At 52.5% G+C, this 17,731-nt stretch carries 13 protein-coding genes; 4 read left to right on the forward strand and 9 right to left on the reverse strand.

Features of this window, described 5'->3' with window-relative positions; all coding sequences use genetic code 11:
• Nucleotides 1-68: 68 nt before the first annotated feature.
• Complete coding sequence (locus LX59_RS16100) at nt 69-221, reverse strand: zinc ribbon domain-containing protein (RefSeq protein WP_211354847.1); 153 nt, start codon at nt 219-221, stop codon at nt 69-71.
• 321 nt (nt 222-542) lie between these two features.
• Between LX59_RS16100 and LX59_RS10930 the strand changes: the two genes are divergently transcribed.
• Both LX59_RS10930 and LX59_RS10935 read left to right on the forward strand, forming a co-directional pair.
• The gene (locus tag LX59_RS10930; RefSeq protein WP_170234365.1) at nt 543-1,637 is read left to right on the forward strand and encodes an ABC transporter substrate-binding protein; all 1,095 of its coding nucleotides are present in this window, start codon (nt 543-545) and stop codon (nt 1,635-1,637) included.
• Nucleotides 1,634-3,343 carry a sensor domain-containing diguanylate cyclase gene (locus tag LX59_RS10935; protein ID WP_144571907.1) on the forward strand — a complete coding sequence of 570 codons (1,710 nt, stop codon included), beginning with the start codon at nt 1,634-1,636 and terminating at the stop codon, nt 3,341-3,343. Before LX59_RS10930 ends, LX59_RS10935 begins: the two co-directional genes overlap by 4 nt.
• 4 nt (nt 3,344-3,347) lie before the next feature.
• On the opposite strand, the gene dusA is transcribed toward LX59_RS10935, so the two are convergent.
• Nucleotides 3,348-4,349 carry a tRNA dihydrouridine(20/20a) synthase DusA gene (gene dusA, locus LX59_RS10940; RefSeq protein ID WP_144571908.1) on the reverse strand — a complete coding sequence of 334 codons (1,002 nt, stop codon included), beginning with the start codon at nt 4,347-4,349 and terminating at the stop codon, nt 3,348-3,350.
• A 247-nt stretch (nt 4,350-4,596) separates the two neighbouring features.
• Here dusA and LX59_RS10945 point away from each other — a divergent pair, with 247 nt between their 5' ends.
• Entirely contained in the window at nt 4,597-5,931 is a 1,335-nt protein-coding gene (locus LX59_RS10945; protein WP_425457492.1) for a lytic murein transglycosylase, read from the forward strand.
• A 3-nt stretch (nt 5,932-5,934) separates the two neighbouring features.
• Here the strand turns inward: LX59_RS10945 and aguB are convergent, their stop codons facing one another.
• Nucleotides 5,935-6,816 (reverse strand): N-carbamoylputrescine amidase, encoded by an 882-nt coding sequence (gene aguB / locus LX59_RS10950; RefSeq protein WP_144571909.1) that lies wholly within the window; start codon nt 6,814-6,816, stop codon nt 5,935-5,937.
• 134 nt (nt 6,817-6,950) lie between these two features.
• Between aguB and chrA the strand changes: the two genes are divergently transcribed.
• The gene (chrA, locus tag LX59_RS10955) at nt 6,951-8,132 is read left to right on the forward strand and encodes a chromate efflux transporter (protein ID WP_144571910.1); all 1,182 of its coding nucleotides are present in this window, start codon (nt 6,951-6,953) and stop codon (nt 8,130-8,132) included.
• Between the two features lie 160 nt (nt 8,133-8,292).
• Here the strand turns inward: chrA and LX59_RS10960 are convergent, their stop codons facing one another.
• The 6 genes from LX59_RS10960 to gltB form a co-directional block, all read right to left on the reverse strand.
• Entirely contained in the window at nt 8,293-8,493 is a 201-nt protein-coding gene (locus LX59_RS10960) for a 4Fe-4S dicluster domain-containing protein (RefSeq protein WP_144571911.1), read from the reverse strand.
• Between the two features lie 86 nt (nt 8,494-8,579).
• On the reverse strand, nt 8,580-9,452 hold the full coding sequence (gene nifH / locus LX59_RS10965) for a nitrogenase iron protein (protein ID WP_144571912.1): 873 nt from the start codon (nt 9,450-9,452) through the stop codon (nt 8,580-8,582).
• Between the two features lie 357 nt (nt 9,453-9,809).
• Nucleotides 9,810-10,514 (reverse strand): GMP/IMP nucleotidase, encoded by a 705-nt coding sequence (gene yrfG, locus LX59_RS10970; protein WP_246118742.1) that lies wholly within the window; start codon nt 10,512-10,514, stop codon nt 9,810-9,812.
• Complete coding sequence (gene hemE / locus LX59_RS10975) at nt 10,477-11,541, reverse strand: uroporphyrinogen decarboxylase (protein WP_144571913.1); 1,065 nt, start codon at nt 11,539-11,541, stop codon at nt 10,477-10,479. Before hemE ends, yrfG begins: the two co-directional genes overlap by 38 nt.
• A 116-nt stretch (nt 11,542-11,657) precedes the next feature.
• A complete protein-coding gene (locus tag LX59_RS10980) occupies nt 11,658-13,076 on the reverse strand; it encodes an FAD-dependent oxidoreductase (RefSeq protein WP_144571914.1) in 1,419 nt (472 codons plus the stop codon).
• Between the two features lie 85 nt (nt 13,077-13,161).
• Nucleotides 13,162-17,610: a glutamate synthase large subunit gene (gltB, locus tag LX59_RS10985; RefSeq protein ID WP_144571915.1), complete on the reverse strand. Its 4,449-nt coding sequence runs from the start codon at nt 17,608-17,610 to the stop codon at nt 13,162-13,164.
• Between the last annotated feature and the right edge of the window lie 121 nt (nt 17,611-17,731).

The following is a 17,731-nucleotide window of genomic DNA, read 5'->3' on the forward strand; positions in this document are numbered from 1 at the left end:
CCGACCGCAAGCATGTTCTTAGCCGCGTTAATATCGCGGTCGTGCCTGACACCACAGGCATTGCAGGTTCATTCTCTTATTCCAAGCCCTGCGCTACCGTTCGGCCTCGAATCCGGCAAACAGCCGCAATTCAAGCAGGTTTGGGGGGGGTACGCCTCATGAACCGCTTTAAAAACAATGCCTGCGCTATCGCATTTATATTCCAGCATTGTCTTCAACATAGCCCATCCCGCATTCAATACGGATTTGGCGATCTTAGCTTTGGCTAACGAGGAGGATTTGATGTTTCCTACAATAGAGTTCACCGGTACGTTTTACAAGCTGTCGTGTGCATTTCGGCGGTGCCCCTCCCGCGCTATCCATCCCCGCACTAAAGTACGGGTTTTTTCGCGCAAAACTGATAACGCGGGCCGGAATACGAGCTCATTCGTATTCCGGTGATTGGATTGTAAATTTCAAGCAGTAAGTGGCATAGAGCCATTATGCTGGCGCATTTATCCTCTATAATGCTCAGAGGTATGAAAATTTTTGAGCATATTTCAATGCCTATTATTCTAATAATTTTGATCCTGCTGGGCTTAAGTAGTCCAGTCTGGGCCATGAGCGTGACCTTTATCGCCCCCGGACATGAGCATGAAGCCTACTGGGTTGGGGTCTCTGAGGTTATGAATAAGGCTGCTCAGGATTTGGGGATTGAGTTCAAAACGCTGTTTGCTGAGCGTGATATCTTACGAGAAATCGAGTTAGTCAAGAGTGTCACGCGCTTAACCAAGTCACAGCAACCCGATTACCTGATCATAGCCGGTGAAAAAGCGATTTTGCCTGAGCAGCTAAAATTGGCAGAGGCAGCGCAAATTCCCGTTTTTCTAATTGCCAATATACCCAATGCCCAACAGCGCCTCCAAATTGGATATCCGCGCGAGCGCTTTAAATACTGGTTAGGCAGCCTTACCCCTCAAGCAGAAGCAGCGGGCTATATGACTGGGCAGGCTTTAATCAAGGCAGGTCTGCAAGCCGGGTTACAGGATGCTTCAGGTCGCTTGTCTCTGTTGGCGTTGTCGGGAACTCGATCTACGGGGTCTTCCGTACAACGAAATCGTGGATTAGCCTCGGCGCTGAAAGACTTTCCTCAAGTTGATCTAAAGCAAGTGGTTCATGCGGACTGGAGGCAAGATAAGGCCTATGTGCAAACTACCCACTTGCTGCAGCGCTATCCCGATGTCCGTTTAATCTGGTGTGCTAATGATCAAATCGCCTTGGGAGCTATGCAGGCTTTAAAGGACGCAAATTTGCAGCCAGGCAAGGACGTACTGCTTTCTGCAATTAATACTTCGGTCGAGGCCATGCAGGCTTTGGTGGAGGGTCGTTTGTCGGCATTGGCGGGAGGGCACTATTTATCCGGCGCTTGGGCGTTGGTAGTTTTGTACGATTATCATCATGGCGTTGATTTTGCGATAACCGAAGGATTGGAAATGGATCGCTCCATGTTTGCATTGTTTTCCCCCGAACAAGCTCAGCGTTTTATCAAAGCTCCTCTTGGCTATGCGTTAGACTTTCGCCGCTACACTAAGCACCTCAATCCACAGCTATTGCATTATAGGTTTGACTTTCGCCCTATCCTTGAGGACGGCCAGTGAGCTCTGGTCAGCGCTTTGTATCCATCAGACAGAATATTCTGCGCCGAGTTTTTTGGTCAGCTTTGGTATGCAGCAGTCTGGGCGTTTTGATTCAAACCCTTAGTATTTATAGCAGCGAAAATGAACGCTTCCACCAACTGACGGTTTGGATTGGTGAAACCCAAGTTCCTCTTTTAACCCTAGGGCTGTGGGACATTGAGTTAGAGCCGTTACAGCAGCAATTACAGCAGCTAGCCGACCGCCCTGAAATTGAACGAGTTGTTTTAGAGACCCCCTTTCAGTTGAGGCTATCGGCAGGACGGCCAGCCTCTAAACAATACTCAGATGCACAGTTACCTATCCCTCATCCTTATAACCCTCAGCAGGTTTTAGGAACATTACACATCTATACGTATTCGACATCTTTGTATGAGCGAGTGTTTCAATCTGCAATTTGGAGCATATTAGAAATTGCTCTCATTACCTTGCTGATTGGTGCAGCAATTGCCTATCCCATGCACCATCAGTTGGGTCGTCCTTTACGACGTATCGCGCAGTACGCAACCAAGCTAGCTCCCGATAAACCGCAGCCACCCCTCAAGCTGTGTCGTTCTGAAAAAGACTATTACGATGAGATTGATTTGGTCGCCCACGGGTTTGAAACCCTGCGCCAAAGTCTACAGCAGTATGCCCACGAGCGAGACCAAGCGCTGGCTGCTTTGGCTTATGAGCGTGATCAGTTGGATCGGCGCGTTGCTTTGCGTACAGCCGCTTTGCAACGTATTAATGGTTACTTGGACTTATTTTCCCGTACCCTGATGCAATGTGTGCACTTACCGGTTGATCAGTACCAGAGCAAGTTGTATTGGGCGTTACAGGAGCTGAGTGAATATATAGATGCTTCTGTCTGTGCTTTGGCTGAAGAAAAAGATCAACACTGGCAGTGGCTGGTAGTTTATCCCGAAGCGACCCCTATGCCCCAATATGTACCTGAGCAATTTGAGCCTGTTCCGGATGGTTGGGAATACAGTTCCAGTCTGGATGTTTGGGTGTACTGTTTACGCAACCAAGACGGCGGAAGTTTGCTTTGGTTGCAGGGTGTGCGCTTGGCCAGCTCGGTGGATGAGCGCCGTTATCAACAAATGGCCGCCAAGATGCTGTTTAGCCTGTTGGAACGCTGGCAACACGCACGGGCTTTGGAAGTCAGCCATAAAGAGTTGGAGCGCTTATCCTTTAGTGACGCATTGACGGGCTTGGCTAATCGGCGGCGCTTTAACGAACAGTATCGGCAGGAGCTTCAGCGTGCCTACCGGCATAATACGGCTTTATCGGTGTTGATGATCGACATTGATTACTTCAAAGCTTATAACGATCACTATGGTCATGGGCAGGGGGATCAGTGTTTGGTGCAGATTGGTCAGTGCCTATTGAATAGCTTTCAGCGGGCAGGAGAGTTACCCGCTCGATTGGGGGGTGAGGAGTTTGTGGTTTTGCTTCCCTACTGTGATGCGGCTAAAGCTCAACGTGCCGCTGAGCGTTTACGATGGACGGTGGAAGCCTTGGCTATTGAACACCTGGGTGCTCCCCTAGGTCAGGTGACGGTGAGTGTTGGTTTTGCCAGTTTGCAGCGTCCACAGGAGGCATCGCACCACATGAACCTCTTAGAAATTGCTGATAAAGCCCTGTATATGGCCAAGGCCGCAGGGCGCAATACCGTCTGTGGTTAAGGGCTTAGCGCCCTTCCAAGATCTTAAGGGCTTGATCAAAGAGCGCTAAAGGTTGAGGTGTTTTGTGAATATCAACGGATAATAATTGACGGAAGCGACGAGCGCCGGAGAACCCTTGAGCCAATCCCAAAATATGCCGGGTGATGTGGTGTAAGCTGCCTCCTGCTTTTAGATGTGCTTCTGCATAAGGCCGTAGAGCTGATAACGCCTGATGGCGACTGATGATGGGGGCCGTGCTACCACATAAGTGCTGATCTACAAAGGCCAGTAAATAAGGGTTGTTATAGGCCGCCCGTCCTAGCATGACTCCGTCGAAGGTCGCTAAATGAGTTTGGCAGTCTGCTAAGGTTTCGATGCCACCGTTGAGAATAATCTCTAGGTCAGGAAAATCCTGTTTGAGTTGCTGTGCTATGTCGTAGCGCAGCGGAGGGATATCGCGGTTTTCCTTGGGAGAGAGCCCTTCAAGAATGGCAATCCGCGCATGGACAATAAAGGTACGGCATCCAGCTTCCTGAGCTTGGCCTACAAAATCCACCAATTCGCTGTACTGATCGCGCCCATTAATCCCAATGCGGTGTTTGAGGGTGATTTCAATATCAACCGCATCGCGCATCGCCTTAATACAGTCCGCTACACGCTGCGGATGAGCCATCAGGCAGGCTCCAATCATGTTTTGTTGTACGCGATCACTAGGGCAGCCGGCATTCAGATTGACCTCTCTATAACCCGCCGCAGCGCCCATTCGAGCGCAGAGGGCCAATTCAGCAGGATCACTCCCACCCAATTGCAAAGCCAGTGGATGCTCTAGCGGATGGTGTTGCAAGAAACGCTGCGGATCGCCGTGTAATAAAGCCCCGGTAGTCACCATCTCGGTATACAGAAGCGCACGCTGGGACAGGAGGCGGGCAAAGTATCGAAAGTGCCGGTCTGTCCAGTCCATCATGGGGGCAACGCAAAAGGTTCTATTAAGGGGCGAAGGGCTAAGGGTTGAGTGTGCTGTACTCATTGAGGCGTGGGGCTCTATTTGATGCGGCGGATTTTCCAAGCTAATAGGGCATTGGCTTAGAAACTGTGGAGCAGTGTATCAGGAAAGCAGCCCATAGTAGGATGAGGCCTTATTTTGAGTCGCTTAATCTGCTGATGGGTACAGAATAATGTGCAAAGCGTTCCTAATTAAGAGGGGGTAATGCAGATTGCTTGGGCTTAGGCATGCTAAGGTTCACCCCTGTGTCCCATTCACTGAAGAGCGCTGCATGCTCCCTATGGTTTTTTCCAACATTCCACAACGCGCCTTGATTGCGACAACGGCGCTGGTATTAATGGTGGCCTGTGCTGCAGAGCCCCATCAGGCCGTTCAGCCGGTCTCGTTTAATGCTAACCCTGCTACGCCTGTACCTGTAACGCCTGCTACCCGTGCAACTCAGCCTGAGCGCCCGCTTACTCAGGGAGCCATTGAGGAGGCTCCGGCCACTGAGGAAAGTTTCACTCAGTGGTGCCATAGATTTCGAGCCGAAGCCCTAGCCGCTGGTATTGATGCCTCTGTATTTGATCAGGCATTTAAAGGCCTACAGCCAGATCCTGAGGTAGTGGCCTCAGATCGCAGTCAGCCTGAGTTTTCTCGGCCCGTGTGGGAGTATTTGGAAGGCGCGCTCTCGTTACCCCGAATCAGTATAGGGCAGCGCTTACTGAATCAGTACGAAGCTTTATTAAAGCAATTAGAGGCTAAGTATGGGGTGAGCCGCCATATTCTGGTCGCCATTTGGGGAATGGAGAGCAGTTTTGGCCGGAATATAGGCGATAAGTCGGTGATTCGCTCTCTAGCGACCTTAGCCCATGAAGGGCGGCGACCTGATTTTGCCAAGACACAATTATTGGCGGCGTTAAAAATTTTGCAAAATGGAGATATTTCGCTGGAGCGTATGCAAGGCTCATGGGCGGGTGCTATGGGCCAAACCCAGTTTATTCCCACCACCTATCAAGACTATGCCGTGGACTTTGATGGCGATGGCCGCCGTGATATTTGGGACAGTGTGGCGGATGCTCTGGCTTCTACAGCCCACTATGTGCAGGCTTCAGGCTGGGATAATCGGCATACTTGGGGGTTTGAAGTTCACTTACCCAAGAATTTTGATTACGCCTTAGCCGATCCAGACATTCGTAAGCCTTTGACGGATTGGCGACGCTTAGGGGTGATTATTCCGTCTTTACCGGGGCAGGATGCTGCGCTAGGGACTTTAGTATTACCGGCAGGCTATCGCGGGCCGGCGTTCTTGGTATTGGATAACTTCCGCGCCATTTTGCAGTACAACAACTCTACTTCCTATGCCTTGGCGATTAATCTGTTAGCCGAGCGTTTTAATGGCGGGGGACGCATTTTAGCGCGCTGGCCCAAGGAGCAACGCATTCTGAGCCGTTCTGAGCGCTTGGAGTTGCAAACCCGCCTAAATGAGCTGGGATTTAACAGCGGTGTGCCCGATAGCATTATTGGAGCCAATACGCGCCGAGCTATTCGAGCTTATCAGCAGCAACTCGGTTGGCCCGCAGACGGTTATCCAACCCCAGAGTTGCTGGCACAGCTTCGTCGCTAGGGTTTATTGAGACTCTAAACAGCCATCTAAAGTCTTGATGGGGCCATACAGGGCTGGGCGGCGGTCACGGAAGACCCCCCAAGCACTGCGCAGGCGTTCCAACTGATCCAAATCGAAGCTATGGATTAATGTGCCTTCGGTGGTTTCGTCCAGCTCAGCCACCTTAGCGCCTAAAGCGTCCGCAATAAAAGATGAGCCGTAAAAGCGAATCTGATAGTCCTCTTGATGCTCTGTGCCAACACGGTTGCTGGCAATTAGAGGCATTAGGTTGGCTCCGGCATGTCCTTGCTGAACCCTTTGCCAGTGATCCCGTGAGTTAATACTGGGGTCGTGGGGTTCGCTGCCGATGGCGGTGGGGTAAAACAATAATTCAGCGCCTAGTAACGCCATGCTGCGGGCCGTTTCTGGAAACCACTGATCCCAACAAATACCCACTCCAATGCGGGCGTATCGGGTATTCCAGACCTTAAATCCGGTGTCACCGGGGTTGAAGTAGTATTTTTCGTGATAACCAGGGCCATCGGGAATATGGCTTTTGCGGTAGAGCCCTAGATTGCGTCCGTCAGCATCAATCACGGCAACCGTATTGAAGCGTGCCCGCTGAGCCCGCTCAAAAAAACTGATGGGAAGCACCACCTTCAATTCAGCGGCAAGGGCTTGGAAGTGGCGTAGGGCCGGATTTTCTTCCACTGAGGTCGCGAGCTGTAAATACTCAGGATTGGGTTTTTGGCAGAAGTAAGGTGTTTCGAAGAGTTCTTGGAGCAAAATAATCTGCGCCCCCTGAGCCGCTGCTTGGCGTACCAGTTGTTCTGCTTTGGCAAGGTTGGCAGTGCGATCCCAGGTGCAGGCCATTTGGGTAGCTGCAACACGAACGATACGGGACATCTTTAATCTCCAAGTCTTTCCGAATGGCAAAGGGTATAGCACATCTAAGACAAAGCCGTGATCTTGGCCCTAGTTTGTCTTGGGGCGCTCAGCCTAGTTTGTGGATGTCTCCTTTCAGAAAAAGGGCTGTTGTTATGTGTTTAGGTATAAAAGCTCGTTTTGGGTTGGCTTGGTCTGTGTTTTGGGTGTTTTTGCGCTTAGGGTTCACCTCCTTTGGTGGGCCTATTGCGCATTTAGCTTATTTTCGGGATGAGTTTGTGGTGCGGCGTGGCTGGGTTTCAGAACAGCAGTATGCAGACCTAGTGGCCCTGTGTCAGTTTTTACCCGGGCCAGCCAGTAGTCAGGTTACTATGGCTGTGGGTCTATTACGCGCCGGTTATGCTGGAGTTTTAGCCGCTTGGGTGGGATTTACCCTGCCTTCAGCGCTGGGTTTAATGTTGTTTGCCCACGGCTTGACCCATGTAGAAGCCATGCAGGGCGTACTGCATGGTTTGAAGATTTTAGCCGTAGCTGTGGTGATTCAAGCAGTGTGGGAAATGGCGCGTAAATTTTGCCCAGACCGCCTGCGTATCAGTCTGATGGTGGCTGCTGCCTGCGTTGCGCTCTATGTACCTATTGCAGGGGTACATATGGCGATTATCTTGGGGGCAGGGCTGATTGGAAGTCGCTGGTGTAAACCTGAATTAAAGTCGATGGCTCAGCCCTTGGAGGTTTCCGTAACCCCTAGGATGGGGCTGATATTTTTATCAGTTTTTGTTCTGTTGCTGGTGGGGCTACCTTTATTGCATCGGCTGTGGGATGTGCAGGCTCTGGTTTGGTTGGACGCATTTTATCGGGTGGGAGCCTTAGTTTTTGGCGGCGGGCATGTAGTACTGCCGTTGCTGCATACTGAGGTGGTGGCCTCCGGTTGGGTCACTGAGCAAGGTTTTTTAGCCGGATATAGTGCGGCTCAAGCCGTGCCGGGGCCTTTGTTTAGTTTTGCCGCATTTCTTGGTGTGTTACTCGGAGGTTGGGCCGCGGGATTGCTTTGTCTTATTGGGATTTTTATGCCCGCATTTTTGTTAGTGATGGGCGCATTGCCGTTTTGGGCACTGTGGTGTCAGAACCCAAAAATGCAATCTTGTTTGGCAGGGATTAATGCTGCTGTGGTTGGCCTTTTATTAGCGGCACTCTATCAACCACTGTGGCAATCATCGATAGAGTCAAGGCAGGATTTTGCCCTGACCTTGATTACTTTGGTAGCAATCATGTGCTGGCGCTGTCCTTTATGGGCTGCTGTGCTGGGCTGTGCCTTAGTCGGTTGGGTTGCATACTGAGGTGATTTTAAGAGGGCGGCGATGGAACCAGAGGAGAAACCATCGCCACCCCACCGACCAAAGAGCGGCGCGGGAATGCTCTTTGGTTGGATCAAAAATTCTGGGTAAACAACAGGCCCGCTCTATCATCCCTGACAGCACGGGCGAACCACACAAGGCTTTAAGCGGCAAATTGAATACAGAAATCGACGGAACAGGTACTCATACAACGTGGATCCTCATCACCCAAATCGACGCATTCATCGCAGGTTTCGGGATTAACGCTATACACACCACCGACCCGCCGAATGGATCCGGTAGGGCAGACGGCTTTACATTCTCCACACTGAGTACACTCATCGGTGTCAATCATGACGGCCATGGGTGGCTCCTGTATTCAAAATAGCAGCTTGGGGATGAGCAATACCTTTATAGGGAGTTCAGTATGCTCATCCGCTGGTAGGCTGATCAGCCCTCAGCAGCAGTTTTACCGACGACAGACTCGTCTTCGGCTTCCATGATACCGAATTCCATCAGCAGCTCTTCCAGCTCTTCCATAGAAGCTGGGTTAGGGATCACGAACATTTTGTTGTTGATCACTTTTTGAGCCAGAGCACGGTATTCATCAGCTTGTTTAGCTTTAGGATCGTACTCAATCACGGTCATACGACGGATTTCGGCGTGTTGAACGACGTTGTCACGAGGTACGAAGTGGATCATTTGAGTGCCGATTTTGGCAGCCAAAGCCATGATCAGCTCGTCTTCACGGTCAGTTTTACGGCTGTTGCAGATCAGGCCAGCCAGACGAACAGTACCAGAGTGAGCGTATTTCACGATGCCTTTAGCGATGTTGTTGGCAGCATACATAGCCATCATTTCGCCAGAGCATACAATGTAGATTTCTTGAGCTTTGTTTTCACGGATTGGCATAGCGAAGCCACCGCAAACTACGTCACCCAGTACGTCATAGAATACGAAATCCAGATCGTCTTCGTACGCGCCTTCTTCTTCCAAGAAGTTGATGGCGGTGATAACACCACGGCCAGCGCAGCCTACGCCTGGCTCTGGGCCACCGGATTCAACGCACTTAACGCCACCGAAACCGATTTGCAGCACGTCTTCCAGCTCCAGGTCTTCAACAGAGCCGGCAGCAGCAGCCAAGTGCATCACAGTAGTCTGAGCTTTGGAGTGCAGAATCAGACGAGTAGAGTCAGCTTTGGGGTCGCAGCCAACGATCAGTACTTTTTTGCCAGCCTCAGCCAAAGCGGCAACTAGGTTTTGGGTAGTGGTGGACTTACCGATGCCGCCCTTACCGTAAATAGCACACTGACGCAATGCCATGATATTGAAACCTCCGTCGGTTCACGGGTGAGTGGTTGATGTCTCGCTATAGAGATAGCAACCCCTGTGCCATAAGAGCGCTCGGCTGGTTTTTGTCTGCTTTTTTCGATAAAAGCCGCCTTTTATGGGGTATTCAGTCTAAAAAGTTAAAATAAGCTGATTTTTTTGAATAAAAAATCATTCGATTGGCAAAAAAGGCCCTTTATGTACGTTCAAGGCGGAACAGCCAAAACAGGATAGGTTCCAAGTGGTACGTCGTGCATCAAGGTGTGGGATTGCCCGAAATTTTGAATCCCCTATAAAGAAAAAAGGCCTTAGTTAAGGCCTTTTGAAAGCAGCAACGAGGGCGTTGGATGCTCAGATCTTGAGCTGTTGGCTCAACTGCTCGTAACAGGATACGGCGGCAAACTCGTCGGTAACTTTGGGTAGGGATTGGCTATCCGGTTGCCGGACAGCCAATAAATGTTGAATACCAAACTGACGAGCACTGCGCAGAATCGGTAGGCTGTCATCAATAAACAGAGTGCGCTGTGGGTCAAACGAGATATCAGCCTGCAATGCCTGCCAGAAAGACTGATCCTCTTTGGGATATCCATACTGGTGAGAACTGATTAAGCGCTCAAACCACTGCGCCAAAGCTACCCGTTCTAGCTTTAATGAAAGAGATTCGGGGTGGGCATTGGTAATCAAAATAATGCGTTTACCCCGAGCTTGGGCAAGGGTTAGAAAGTCCTCAACCCCAGGATGCAGTGCGATCAGATGGGCAATTTCTCGTTTGATCTGCACAATGGGAAGCTCAAGCTCCCGCGTCCAGTAATCCAAACAGTACCAATTGAGGGTGCCCTGTTGTTCCTTGAATAAAGGAATTAACTCCAGTTTAGCCATCGCCAAGCTGATGTTGTGGTGCTGGGCGTAATGCTGGGGCAAATATTCCAACCAAAAATGATTGTCAAAATGCAGATCCAGCAGGGTGCCATCCATATCCAGCAGCAGGGTATCAATGCTTGACCAAGGCAATTGGGGATTAAGCATGGTAAGCGGCGGACAGCTCGTGGACGGCATTGATGAAGACTCCCGCATGTTCAGGATTAACTTCAGGGGTGATGCCGTGTCCCAGATTGAACACATGGCCGGAGCCTGAACCGTAACGGGCCAGAATGCGAGCTACTTCTTGGCGAATGGCGGCAGGGCTGGCATAGAGTACCGTCGGGTCCATGTTGCCTTGTAGGGCCACGCGCTCACCGACGCGCGCACGGGCAGCGCCTAAGTCACAAGTCCAATCTAAGCCCAAAGCTTCTGGGCCTGCCTCGACCATCGCTTCCAGCCATTGGCCGCCATTTTTGGTGAACAGAATGACCGGAACCGTGCGGCCTTCATGTTGGCGGATCAAACCTTGAAGGATGCGCTGCATATAATTCAGGGAGAATTCTTTATAGGCCACATCGGAAAGACTGCCACCCCAAGTATCAAAAATCTGTACCGCTTGGGCTCCGGCCAGAATTTGGCTATTAAGGTAGGCCGTGACGCTTTGGGCCAGTTTATCCAACAGCAGATGCAAGGTTTCGGGCGCGTCATACAGCATGGCTTTGGATTTGCGGAAATCTTTGGAGGAGCCGCCCTCCAGCATATAGGTGGCCAGTGTCCAAGGGCTGCCGGAAAAGCCGATCAAAGGAACGCGGCCATTCAGCTCACGGCGGATGGTACGCACGGCATCCATTACATAACCCAAGTCTTTATCGGGATTGGGAATGGGCAGTTGTTCAATATCGGCCTTGGTTTTGATTTCTTTGCGGAAACGCGGCCCTTCTCCGGTTTCAAAGTACAGGCCCAGTCCCATAGCATCGGGAATGGTCAAAATGTCTGAGAATAAAATGGCCGCATCCAGAGGGTAGCGCTCTAAGGGTTGCAGGGTGACTTCACAGGCCAATTCGGGGTTCATACACAGGCTCATAAAGTCGCCCGCTTTGGCCCGGGTGGCGCGGTATTCGGGAAGGTAGCGGCCTGCCTGACGCATCATCCATACCGGTGTGACATCAACAGGTTGTTTGAGCAAGGCACGGAGGAAGCGGTCGTTTTTCAGCTCAGACATTCAAAAAGCTCCAGCAGGCAGGCGGCGGGTGAGGGGGCATTGTCGCAAAGCCCCAAAAAAAAGGCACGTTAGTAAGACGTGCCTTTTGGATAAACCCCTGTTGCTGTAGGCGCGGTTTAAACGCCCAGATAGTCGAGGATACCCTCGGCGGCTTGGCGGCCTTCATAGATAGCGGTTACTACGAGGTCAGAGCCGCGCACCATATCGCCACCGGCGAAGATTTTCGGGTTGCTGGTTTGGAACCTAAAGCTACCCTCAGCCGGAGCCACCACCCGACCTTGATTATCGGTTTGGATGCCAACGCTATCGAACCAAGGGGCTGGGCTAGGACGGAAACCGAAGGCGATAATTACCGCATCCGCCGGCAGAATTTGCTCAGAGCCGGGAATAGGCTCTGGGCTGCGACGGCCACGGGCATCGGGTTCACCCAATTGGGTTTCCACCACCTTCACGCCTTCCACCTTGCCATCGCCAACGATCGCAATAGGCTGGCGGTTGTACAAGAACTTAACCCCTTCATCCTTGGCGTTTTTCACCTCACGACGGGAGCCGGGCATGTTGGCGGCATCGCGGCGGTAGGCGCAGGTGACGGTTTTAGCCCCTTGGCGAATGGAGGTACGGTTGCAGTCCATCGCGGTATCGCCCCCGCCCAAGACCACTACGCGCTTGCCCTTCATATCGACAAAGTCTTCGGGAGACTTCTCAAAGCCCAAGTGGTGATTGACATTCGCTACCAAGAAATCCAAGGCATCGTACACACCGGGCAGGTCTTCGCCAGGGAAACCACCTTGCATATAGGTGTAGGTTCCCATGCCCATAAACACGGCATCGTAATCGGCCAGCAGTTGCTCAATACTGATGTCTTTACCGACTTCCGTATTCAGGCGGAACTCCACACCCATGCCGGTGAAAATTTCACGGCGGCGGCTCATGATGGTTTTTTCCAGCTTGAACTCAGGAATACCGAAAGTAACCAGTCCACCGATTTCCGGGTTACGGTCGAATACCACCGGAGTGACGCCGTTGCGTACCAAAATATCGGCACAGCCCAAACCCGCAGGGCCTGCGCCGATAATGGCCACCTTTTTACCGACGGGCTTAACCCGCGATAAATCGGGCCGCCAGCCCATGGCAAAGGCGGTATCGGTGATGTAGCGCTCGACCGCCCCGATGGTGACTCCACCAAAACCGTCGTTCAGGGTGCAAGCCCCCTCACACAGGCGATCTTGTGGGCAAACACGGCCACACACCTCGGGCAAGGTGTTGGTTTGGTGGCATAGCTCCGCCGCGGCTAAAATATTGCCTTCGGTAGCGAGCTTTAACCAGTTAGGTATGTAGTTATGTACCGGACATTTCCATTCACAGTAGGGGTTGCCGCAGCCCAAACACCGATGGGCTTGTTCAGCCGCCTGCTGCGGGTTGAAGGGTTCATAGATTTCGATGAACGACTTTTTCCGCAGACGCAGGAGTTTTTTCTTGGGGTCTTTGCGCCCAACCTCCATGAACTGGAAGTCGTTGTTCAGACGATCAGTCATTGGAAACCTCATTACAGCAGCCGCAGGCTGCAAGACAATCACGGTGGGTTGGTAATCGGCGAAGGCCGATTACCCCCTAAGCCAGTTACTGCGGATTGGCGCGCGTATTGGAAAGCAGGAGTTCTAGGTTGGCCGCCTTGGGTTTCACCAGCCAGAAGCGGCGCAGGTAATCCTCTAGGTTCTCCAGCAGTTCAGCACCCCAAGCACTGCCCGTCTCCTCTACATATTCTTGCAAGACTTCATGCAGGTGGTGACGGTAAGCTTCCATGGTTTCGCCGGTAATCCGGTGAATATTCACCAGCTCATTGTTCAGGCGATCTACGAAATTGTTTTCCAGATCCAGAACGTAGGCAAAACCACCGGTCATCCCAGAGCCAAAATTGTAGCCGGTACGTCCTAGTACACAGACAAAACCGCCGGTCATATATTCGCAGCAATGATCGCCTGTGCCTTCTACTACGGCATGCACGCCTGAGTTACGCACCGCAAAGCGCTCACCGGCAGTACCGGCTGCGAACAACTTACCGCCGGTCGCACCGTATAAGCAGGTGTTACCAATGATGGCGGATTCTTGGGTTTTCAGCGGCGAACCTTGGGGTGGAACTATGACCAATTTACCGCCGGTCATGCCTTTACCCACGTAGTCGTTGGCATCACCCTCTAAGTAGAGGTTCAGACCACCTGCGTTCCAAACTCCAAAGCTTTGACCCGCCGTACCTTTGAAACGGAAGGTAATAGGTGCGTCCACCATACCGTGGTTGCCGTGTTGACGGGCGATTTCGCCTGAAATACGGGCTCCGATGGAGCGGTCACAGTTACACACATCCAAGCTGAACTCACCGCCGGTTTTACCCGCAATGGCGCTTTGAGTCAGAGCCAGCATCTCTTCGGCCAACAATCCTTGGTCGAACGGCGGGTTGCGATCCACTTCGCAGAACTGGGGTTTATCTGCTGGGATGTGGTCACTGCCTAGCAGCGGAGTCAAATCCAAACGGGCTTGCTTGCTGGTTTCACCAGGCAACACTTCCAAAAGATCGGTACGGCCAATCAGCTCGGACAGACTACGCACGCCCAAACGGGCCAGCCATTCACGGGTTTCTTCCGCCACGAAAGTGAAGAAGTTCATCACCATCTCAACGGTACCGATGAAATGCTCTTTACGCAGTCTCTCGTTTTGAGTGGCCACGCCGGTGGCGCAGTTATTCAGATGGCAGATACGCAGGTACTTACAACCCAGCGCTACCATCGGCGCGGTACCAAAGCCGAAGCTTTCCGCCCCTAGAATGGCGGCTTTGATTACATCAAGGCCGGTTTTTAAGCCGCCATCAGCCTGTACCCGTACCTTGCCGCGCAGGTCGTTACCGCGCAGGGTTTGGTGGGCTTCAGACAGACCTAACTCCCAAGGTGACCCCGCATATTTAATGGAAGTCAGCGGCGAAGCGCCGGTGCCTCCATCGTGGCCAGAAATGGTAATCAGGTCGGCATAGGCTTTGGCTACACCCGCAGCGATAGTACCCACACCGGGCTCAGCCACTAACTTCACGGAAACCAAGGCCGTGGGGTTGACCTGTTTAAGGTCATAAATCAGCTGCGCCAAGTCTTCAATGGAGTAGATGTCATGGTGCGGTGGTGGAGAAATCAGGGTCACGCCGGGTACAGAATGGCGCAGACGAGCAATCAACGGGTTCACTTTACCGCCGGGTAGCTGGCCGCCTTCACCGGGCTTAGCGCCCTGAGCCACCTTGATTTGCAACACTTCGGCGTTGACCAAGTACTCAGGCGTTACCCCAAAGCGTCCAGTGGCTACCTGCTTGATTTTCGAGCTTTTGATGGTGCCGTAACGCGCAGGATCTTCCCCGCCTTCACCGGAGTTAGAACGCGCGCCGAGGCGGTTCATGGCTTCGGCGATGGCTTCGTGGGCTTCAGGAGACAAGGCCCCCAAGGAAATACCCGCAGAATCAAAGCGCTTGAGAATGGCTTCGACCGGCTCGATCTCGGATAGAGCCAAAGGTTGCTCTTGCTCTTTAGGCTTAAGCAGGTCACGTAGCATGGCTACAGGGCGTTTATCTACGAGGCTGCTGTATTCCTTAAACAGCTCGTAGCTGCCTTCTTGAACCGCGGCTTGCAAAGCGCCTACTACGTCCGGGTTATACGCATGGTATTCACCGCCGTAGACGAACTTGAGCAATCCGCCCTGTTGGATGGGTTTGCGCAGGCTCCAAGCTTCGCTGGCCAGCAGTTTCTGGTCGGCCTCTAGGTCGACGAAGGAGGCACCCTTGATGCGGTTGGGTGTGCCACGGAAGCACAGATCAACCACTTCATCCGCCAAACCAATGGCTTCGAAGAGTTGAGCCCCCCGATAGGAGGCTACGGTGGAAATCCCCATCTTCGATAGGATCTTCATCAGACCCTTGTCGATGCCCTTACGGTAGTGGGCGAAGATTTCGTGCAGATCACCCAAGACCTCGCCGGTACGAATCAGATCGCTGAGCACTTCGTACACGAGGAAGGGGTAAATGGCGGTAGCACCGAAACCAATCAGAACCGCGAAATGGTGCGGATCGCGAGCAGTGGCGGTTTCCACCAGAATGTTACAGTCGCAGCGCAGGCCTTTTTCCACCAAGCGGTGATGCACAGCACCCACAGCCAATGCGGCATGGATCGGCAATTTGCCCGGCATAATCTGGCGATCACTCAGGATCAGCAGCACTTTACCTTGGCGTACGGCGGCTTCAGCCTGATCAGCCACTTGGAGAACGGCGGCCTCTAAGCCCAGTTCAGGGGTGTAATTGAGGTCAATCAGTTCACGCTCGGAGCCGGGACGCTCCAAGGTCATGATGTTCTGCCATTTGGTGGGCGAAATCAGCGGCGTACTGAGGATCACGCGGTCGGCATGGTCGCCGGTTTCCTCAAACACATTGCGCTCGGCCCCTAAGCAGGTTTCCAGCGACATCACGATGGATTCGCGCAAGGGGTCAATCGGTGGGTTAGTGACCTGCGCAAACTGCTGACGGAAGTAGTCGTAAGGGGAGCGCACTTTATGCGACAGCACCGCAATCGGCGTGTCATCACCCATTGAGCCTACGGCTTCTTGACCTTGCTCGGCCAAGGGGCGCAGTACTTGATCCCGTTCCTCGAAGGTGACTTGGAACATTTTCATGTACTGCTTGAGCTGATCTGCGTCGTAGAACACTAACCCAAGGTCATCCCCGGTCAAGGTGGACTGAATACGCAGGGCGTTATCGCGCAACCATTGTTTATAGGGATGGCTGCTTTTGAGGCGGTTGTCGATGTCCGTAGTATTGAGGATTTCCCCGGTTTCGGTATCAATGGCCAGAATTTGTCCCGGCCCCACACGACCTTTAGCCAGCACATCGTCTACAGCGTAATCCCAAACACCTACTTCCGAGGCTAGGGTAATGTAGCCGTTTTTGGTGGTTACCCAACGGGCAGGACGTAGACCATTACGATCCAGCAGGCAAACGGCGTAGCGACCGTCGGTCAATACGATACCGGCAGGGCCATCCCAAGGCTCCATATGCATGGAGTTGTATTCGTAGAAGGCGCGCAGGTCTGCATCCATACCTTCTACGTTTTGCCAAGCGGGCGGAATAATCATCCGCAGGCCACGGAATAGATCCATGCCCCCAGTGACCAGCAGCTCCAGCATGTTGTCCATACTGGATGAGTCAGAGCCGGTACGGTTTACGATGGGGCCAAGGTTAGCTAAGTCCGGCAATAGGGGGCTGGAAAACTTAGTTCGACGCGCCAGTGCCCAGTTGCGGTTGCCCGTAATGGTGTTGATTTCGCCGTTGTGGGCCAAAAAGCGGAACGGCTGAGCCAAAGGCCAACGGGGTAGGGTATTGGTCGAAAAGCGCTGGTGGAACACGCAAATGGCGGTGGCCATGCGTTCATCGCCCAGATCTGGGAAGAAGGCTTCCAGATCCGCAGGCATCATCAAGCCTTTATAAATGATGTCTTTGTGCGAGAAGCTGCACACATAAAAATCAGGATCGGTTTTGAGGGCTTCTTCAGTGCGACGACGGGCATAAAACAGCTTAACCGCCATTTCCTGATCGGACAGTCCTTCGCCTGTGACAAAAATCTGCTCAATGCGTGGCAGACGCTCACGGGCCAAAGTACCCAATACTTCTGGGTTGATGGGGACTTCGCGCCAGCCAATTAAGCTTAAACCTTGGGCTAGAACTTCCGCATCAAAACGGGAACGGGCGGCATCCGCTAAGGTAGCCTCTTGGCTAAGGAATACCATGCCCACCGCATATTGGCCGGGCAGTTCGGTACTGAAATGCTCAAGGGCTTTGGCGCGCAGAAAGGCATCAGGCTTTTGCATTAATAGCCCGCAACCATCCCCGGTCTTGCCATCGGCGTTGATGCCACCACGGTGGGTCATGCACGTCAGCGACTGAATGGCGGTTTTGAGCAGGTGATGGCTCGCCGCGCCTTGCATGTGGGCAATCAGACCGAAGCCGCAGTTATCCTTGAATTCTTCAGGACGATATAAACCTGCTCTCATAGGCTCTCCACCGGCTAACTTCGTTGTAAAACAGCCTCTTGCCGGCGAAAGGGAATACGGCGCCCAGGTTTAGCTCGGGCAAAAGGCTGGGCAGTTTACATAGTCGTATGCGCGAAAAACA

The organism is Azomonas agilis (genome assembly GCF_007830255.1).
Taxonomy (GTDB): Bacteria; Pseudomonadota; Gammaproteobacteria; order Pseudomonadales; family Pseudomonadaceae; genus Azomonas; species Azomonas agilis.

Bases quoted from the DNA above. Each gene is read 5' to 3' on its own strand.
- hemE (WP_144571913.1), bottom strand. From the start codon at position 11,541: ATGTCTGAGCTGAAAAACGACCGCTTCCTCCGTGCCTTGCTCAAACAA.
- nifH (WP_144571912.1), bottom strand. From the start codon at position 9,452: ATGGCATTGCGTCAGTGTGCTATTTACGGTAAGGGCGGCATCGGTAAG.
- aguB (WP_144571909.1), bottom strand. From the start codon at position 6,816: ATGTCCCGTATCGTTCGTGTTGCAGCTACCCAAATGGCCTGCACCTGG.
- yrfG (WP_246118742.1), bottom strand. From the start codon at position 10,514: ATGCCGTCCACGAGCTGTCCGCCGCTTACCATGCTTAATCCCCAATTG.
- LX59_RS10945 (WP_425457492.1), top strand. From the start codon at position 4,597: ATGCTCCCTATGGTTTTTTCCAACATTCCACAACGCGCCTTGATTGCG.
- gltB (WP_144571915.1), bottom strand. From the start codon at position 17,610: ATGAGAGCAGGTTTATATCGTCCTGAAGAATTCAAGGATAACTGCGGC.
- LX59_RS10930 (WP_170234365.1), top strand. From the start codon at position 543: ATGCCTATTATTCTAATAATTTTGATCCTGCTGGGCTTAAGTAGTCCA.
- chrA (WP_144571910.1), top strand. From the start codon at position 6,951: ATGTGTTTAGGTATAAAAGCTCGTTTTGGGTTGGCTTGGTCTGTGTTT.
- LX59_RS10980 (WP_144571914.1), bottom strand. From the start codon at position 13,076: ATGACTGATCGTCTGAACAACGACTTCCAGTTCATGGAGGTTGGGCGC.
- LX59_RS10960 (WP_144571911.1), bottom strand. From the start codon at position 8,493: ATGGCCGTCATGATTGACACCGATGAGTGTACTCAGTGTGGAGAATGT.
- dusA (WP_144571908.1), bottom strand. From the start codon at position 4,349: ATGAGTACAGCACACTCAACCCTTAGCCCTTCGCCCCTTAATAGAACC.
- LX59_RS16100 (WP_211354847.1), bottom strand. From the start codon at position 221: ATGTTGAAGACAATGCTGGAATATAAATGCGATAGCGCAGGCATTGTT.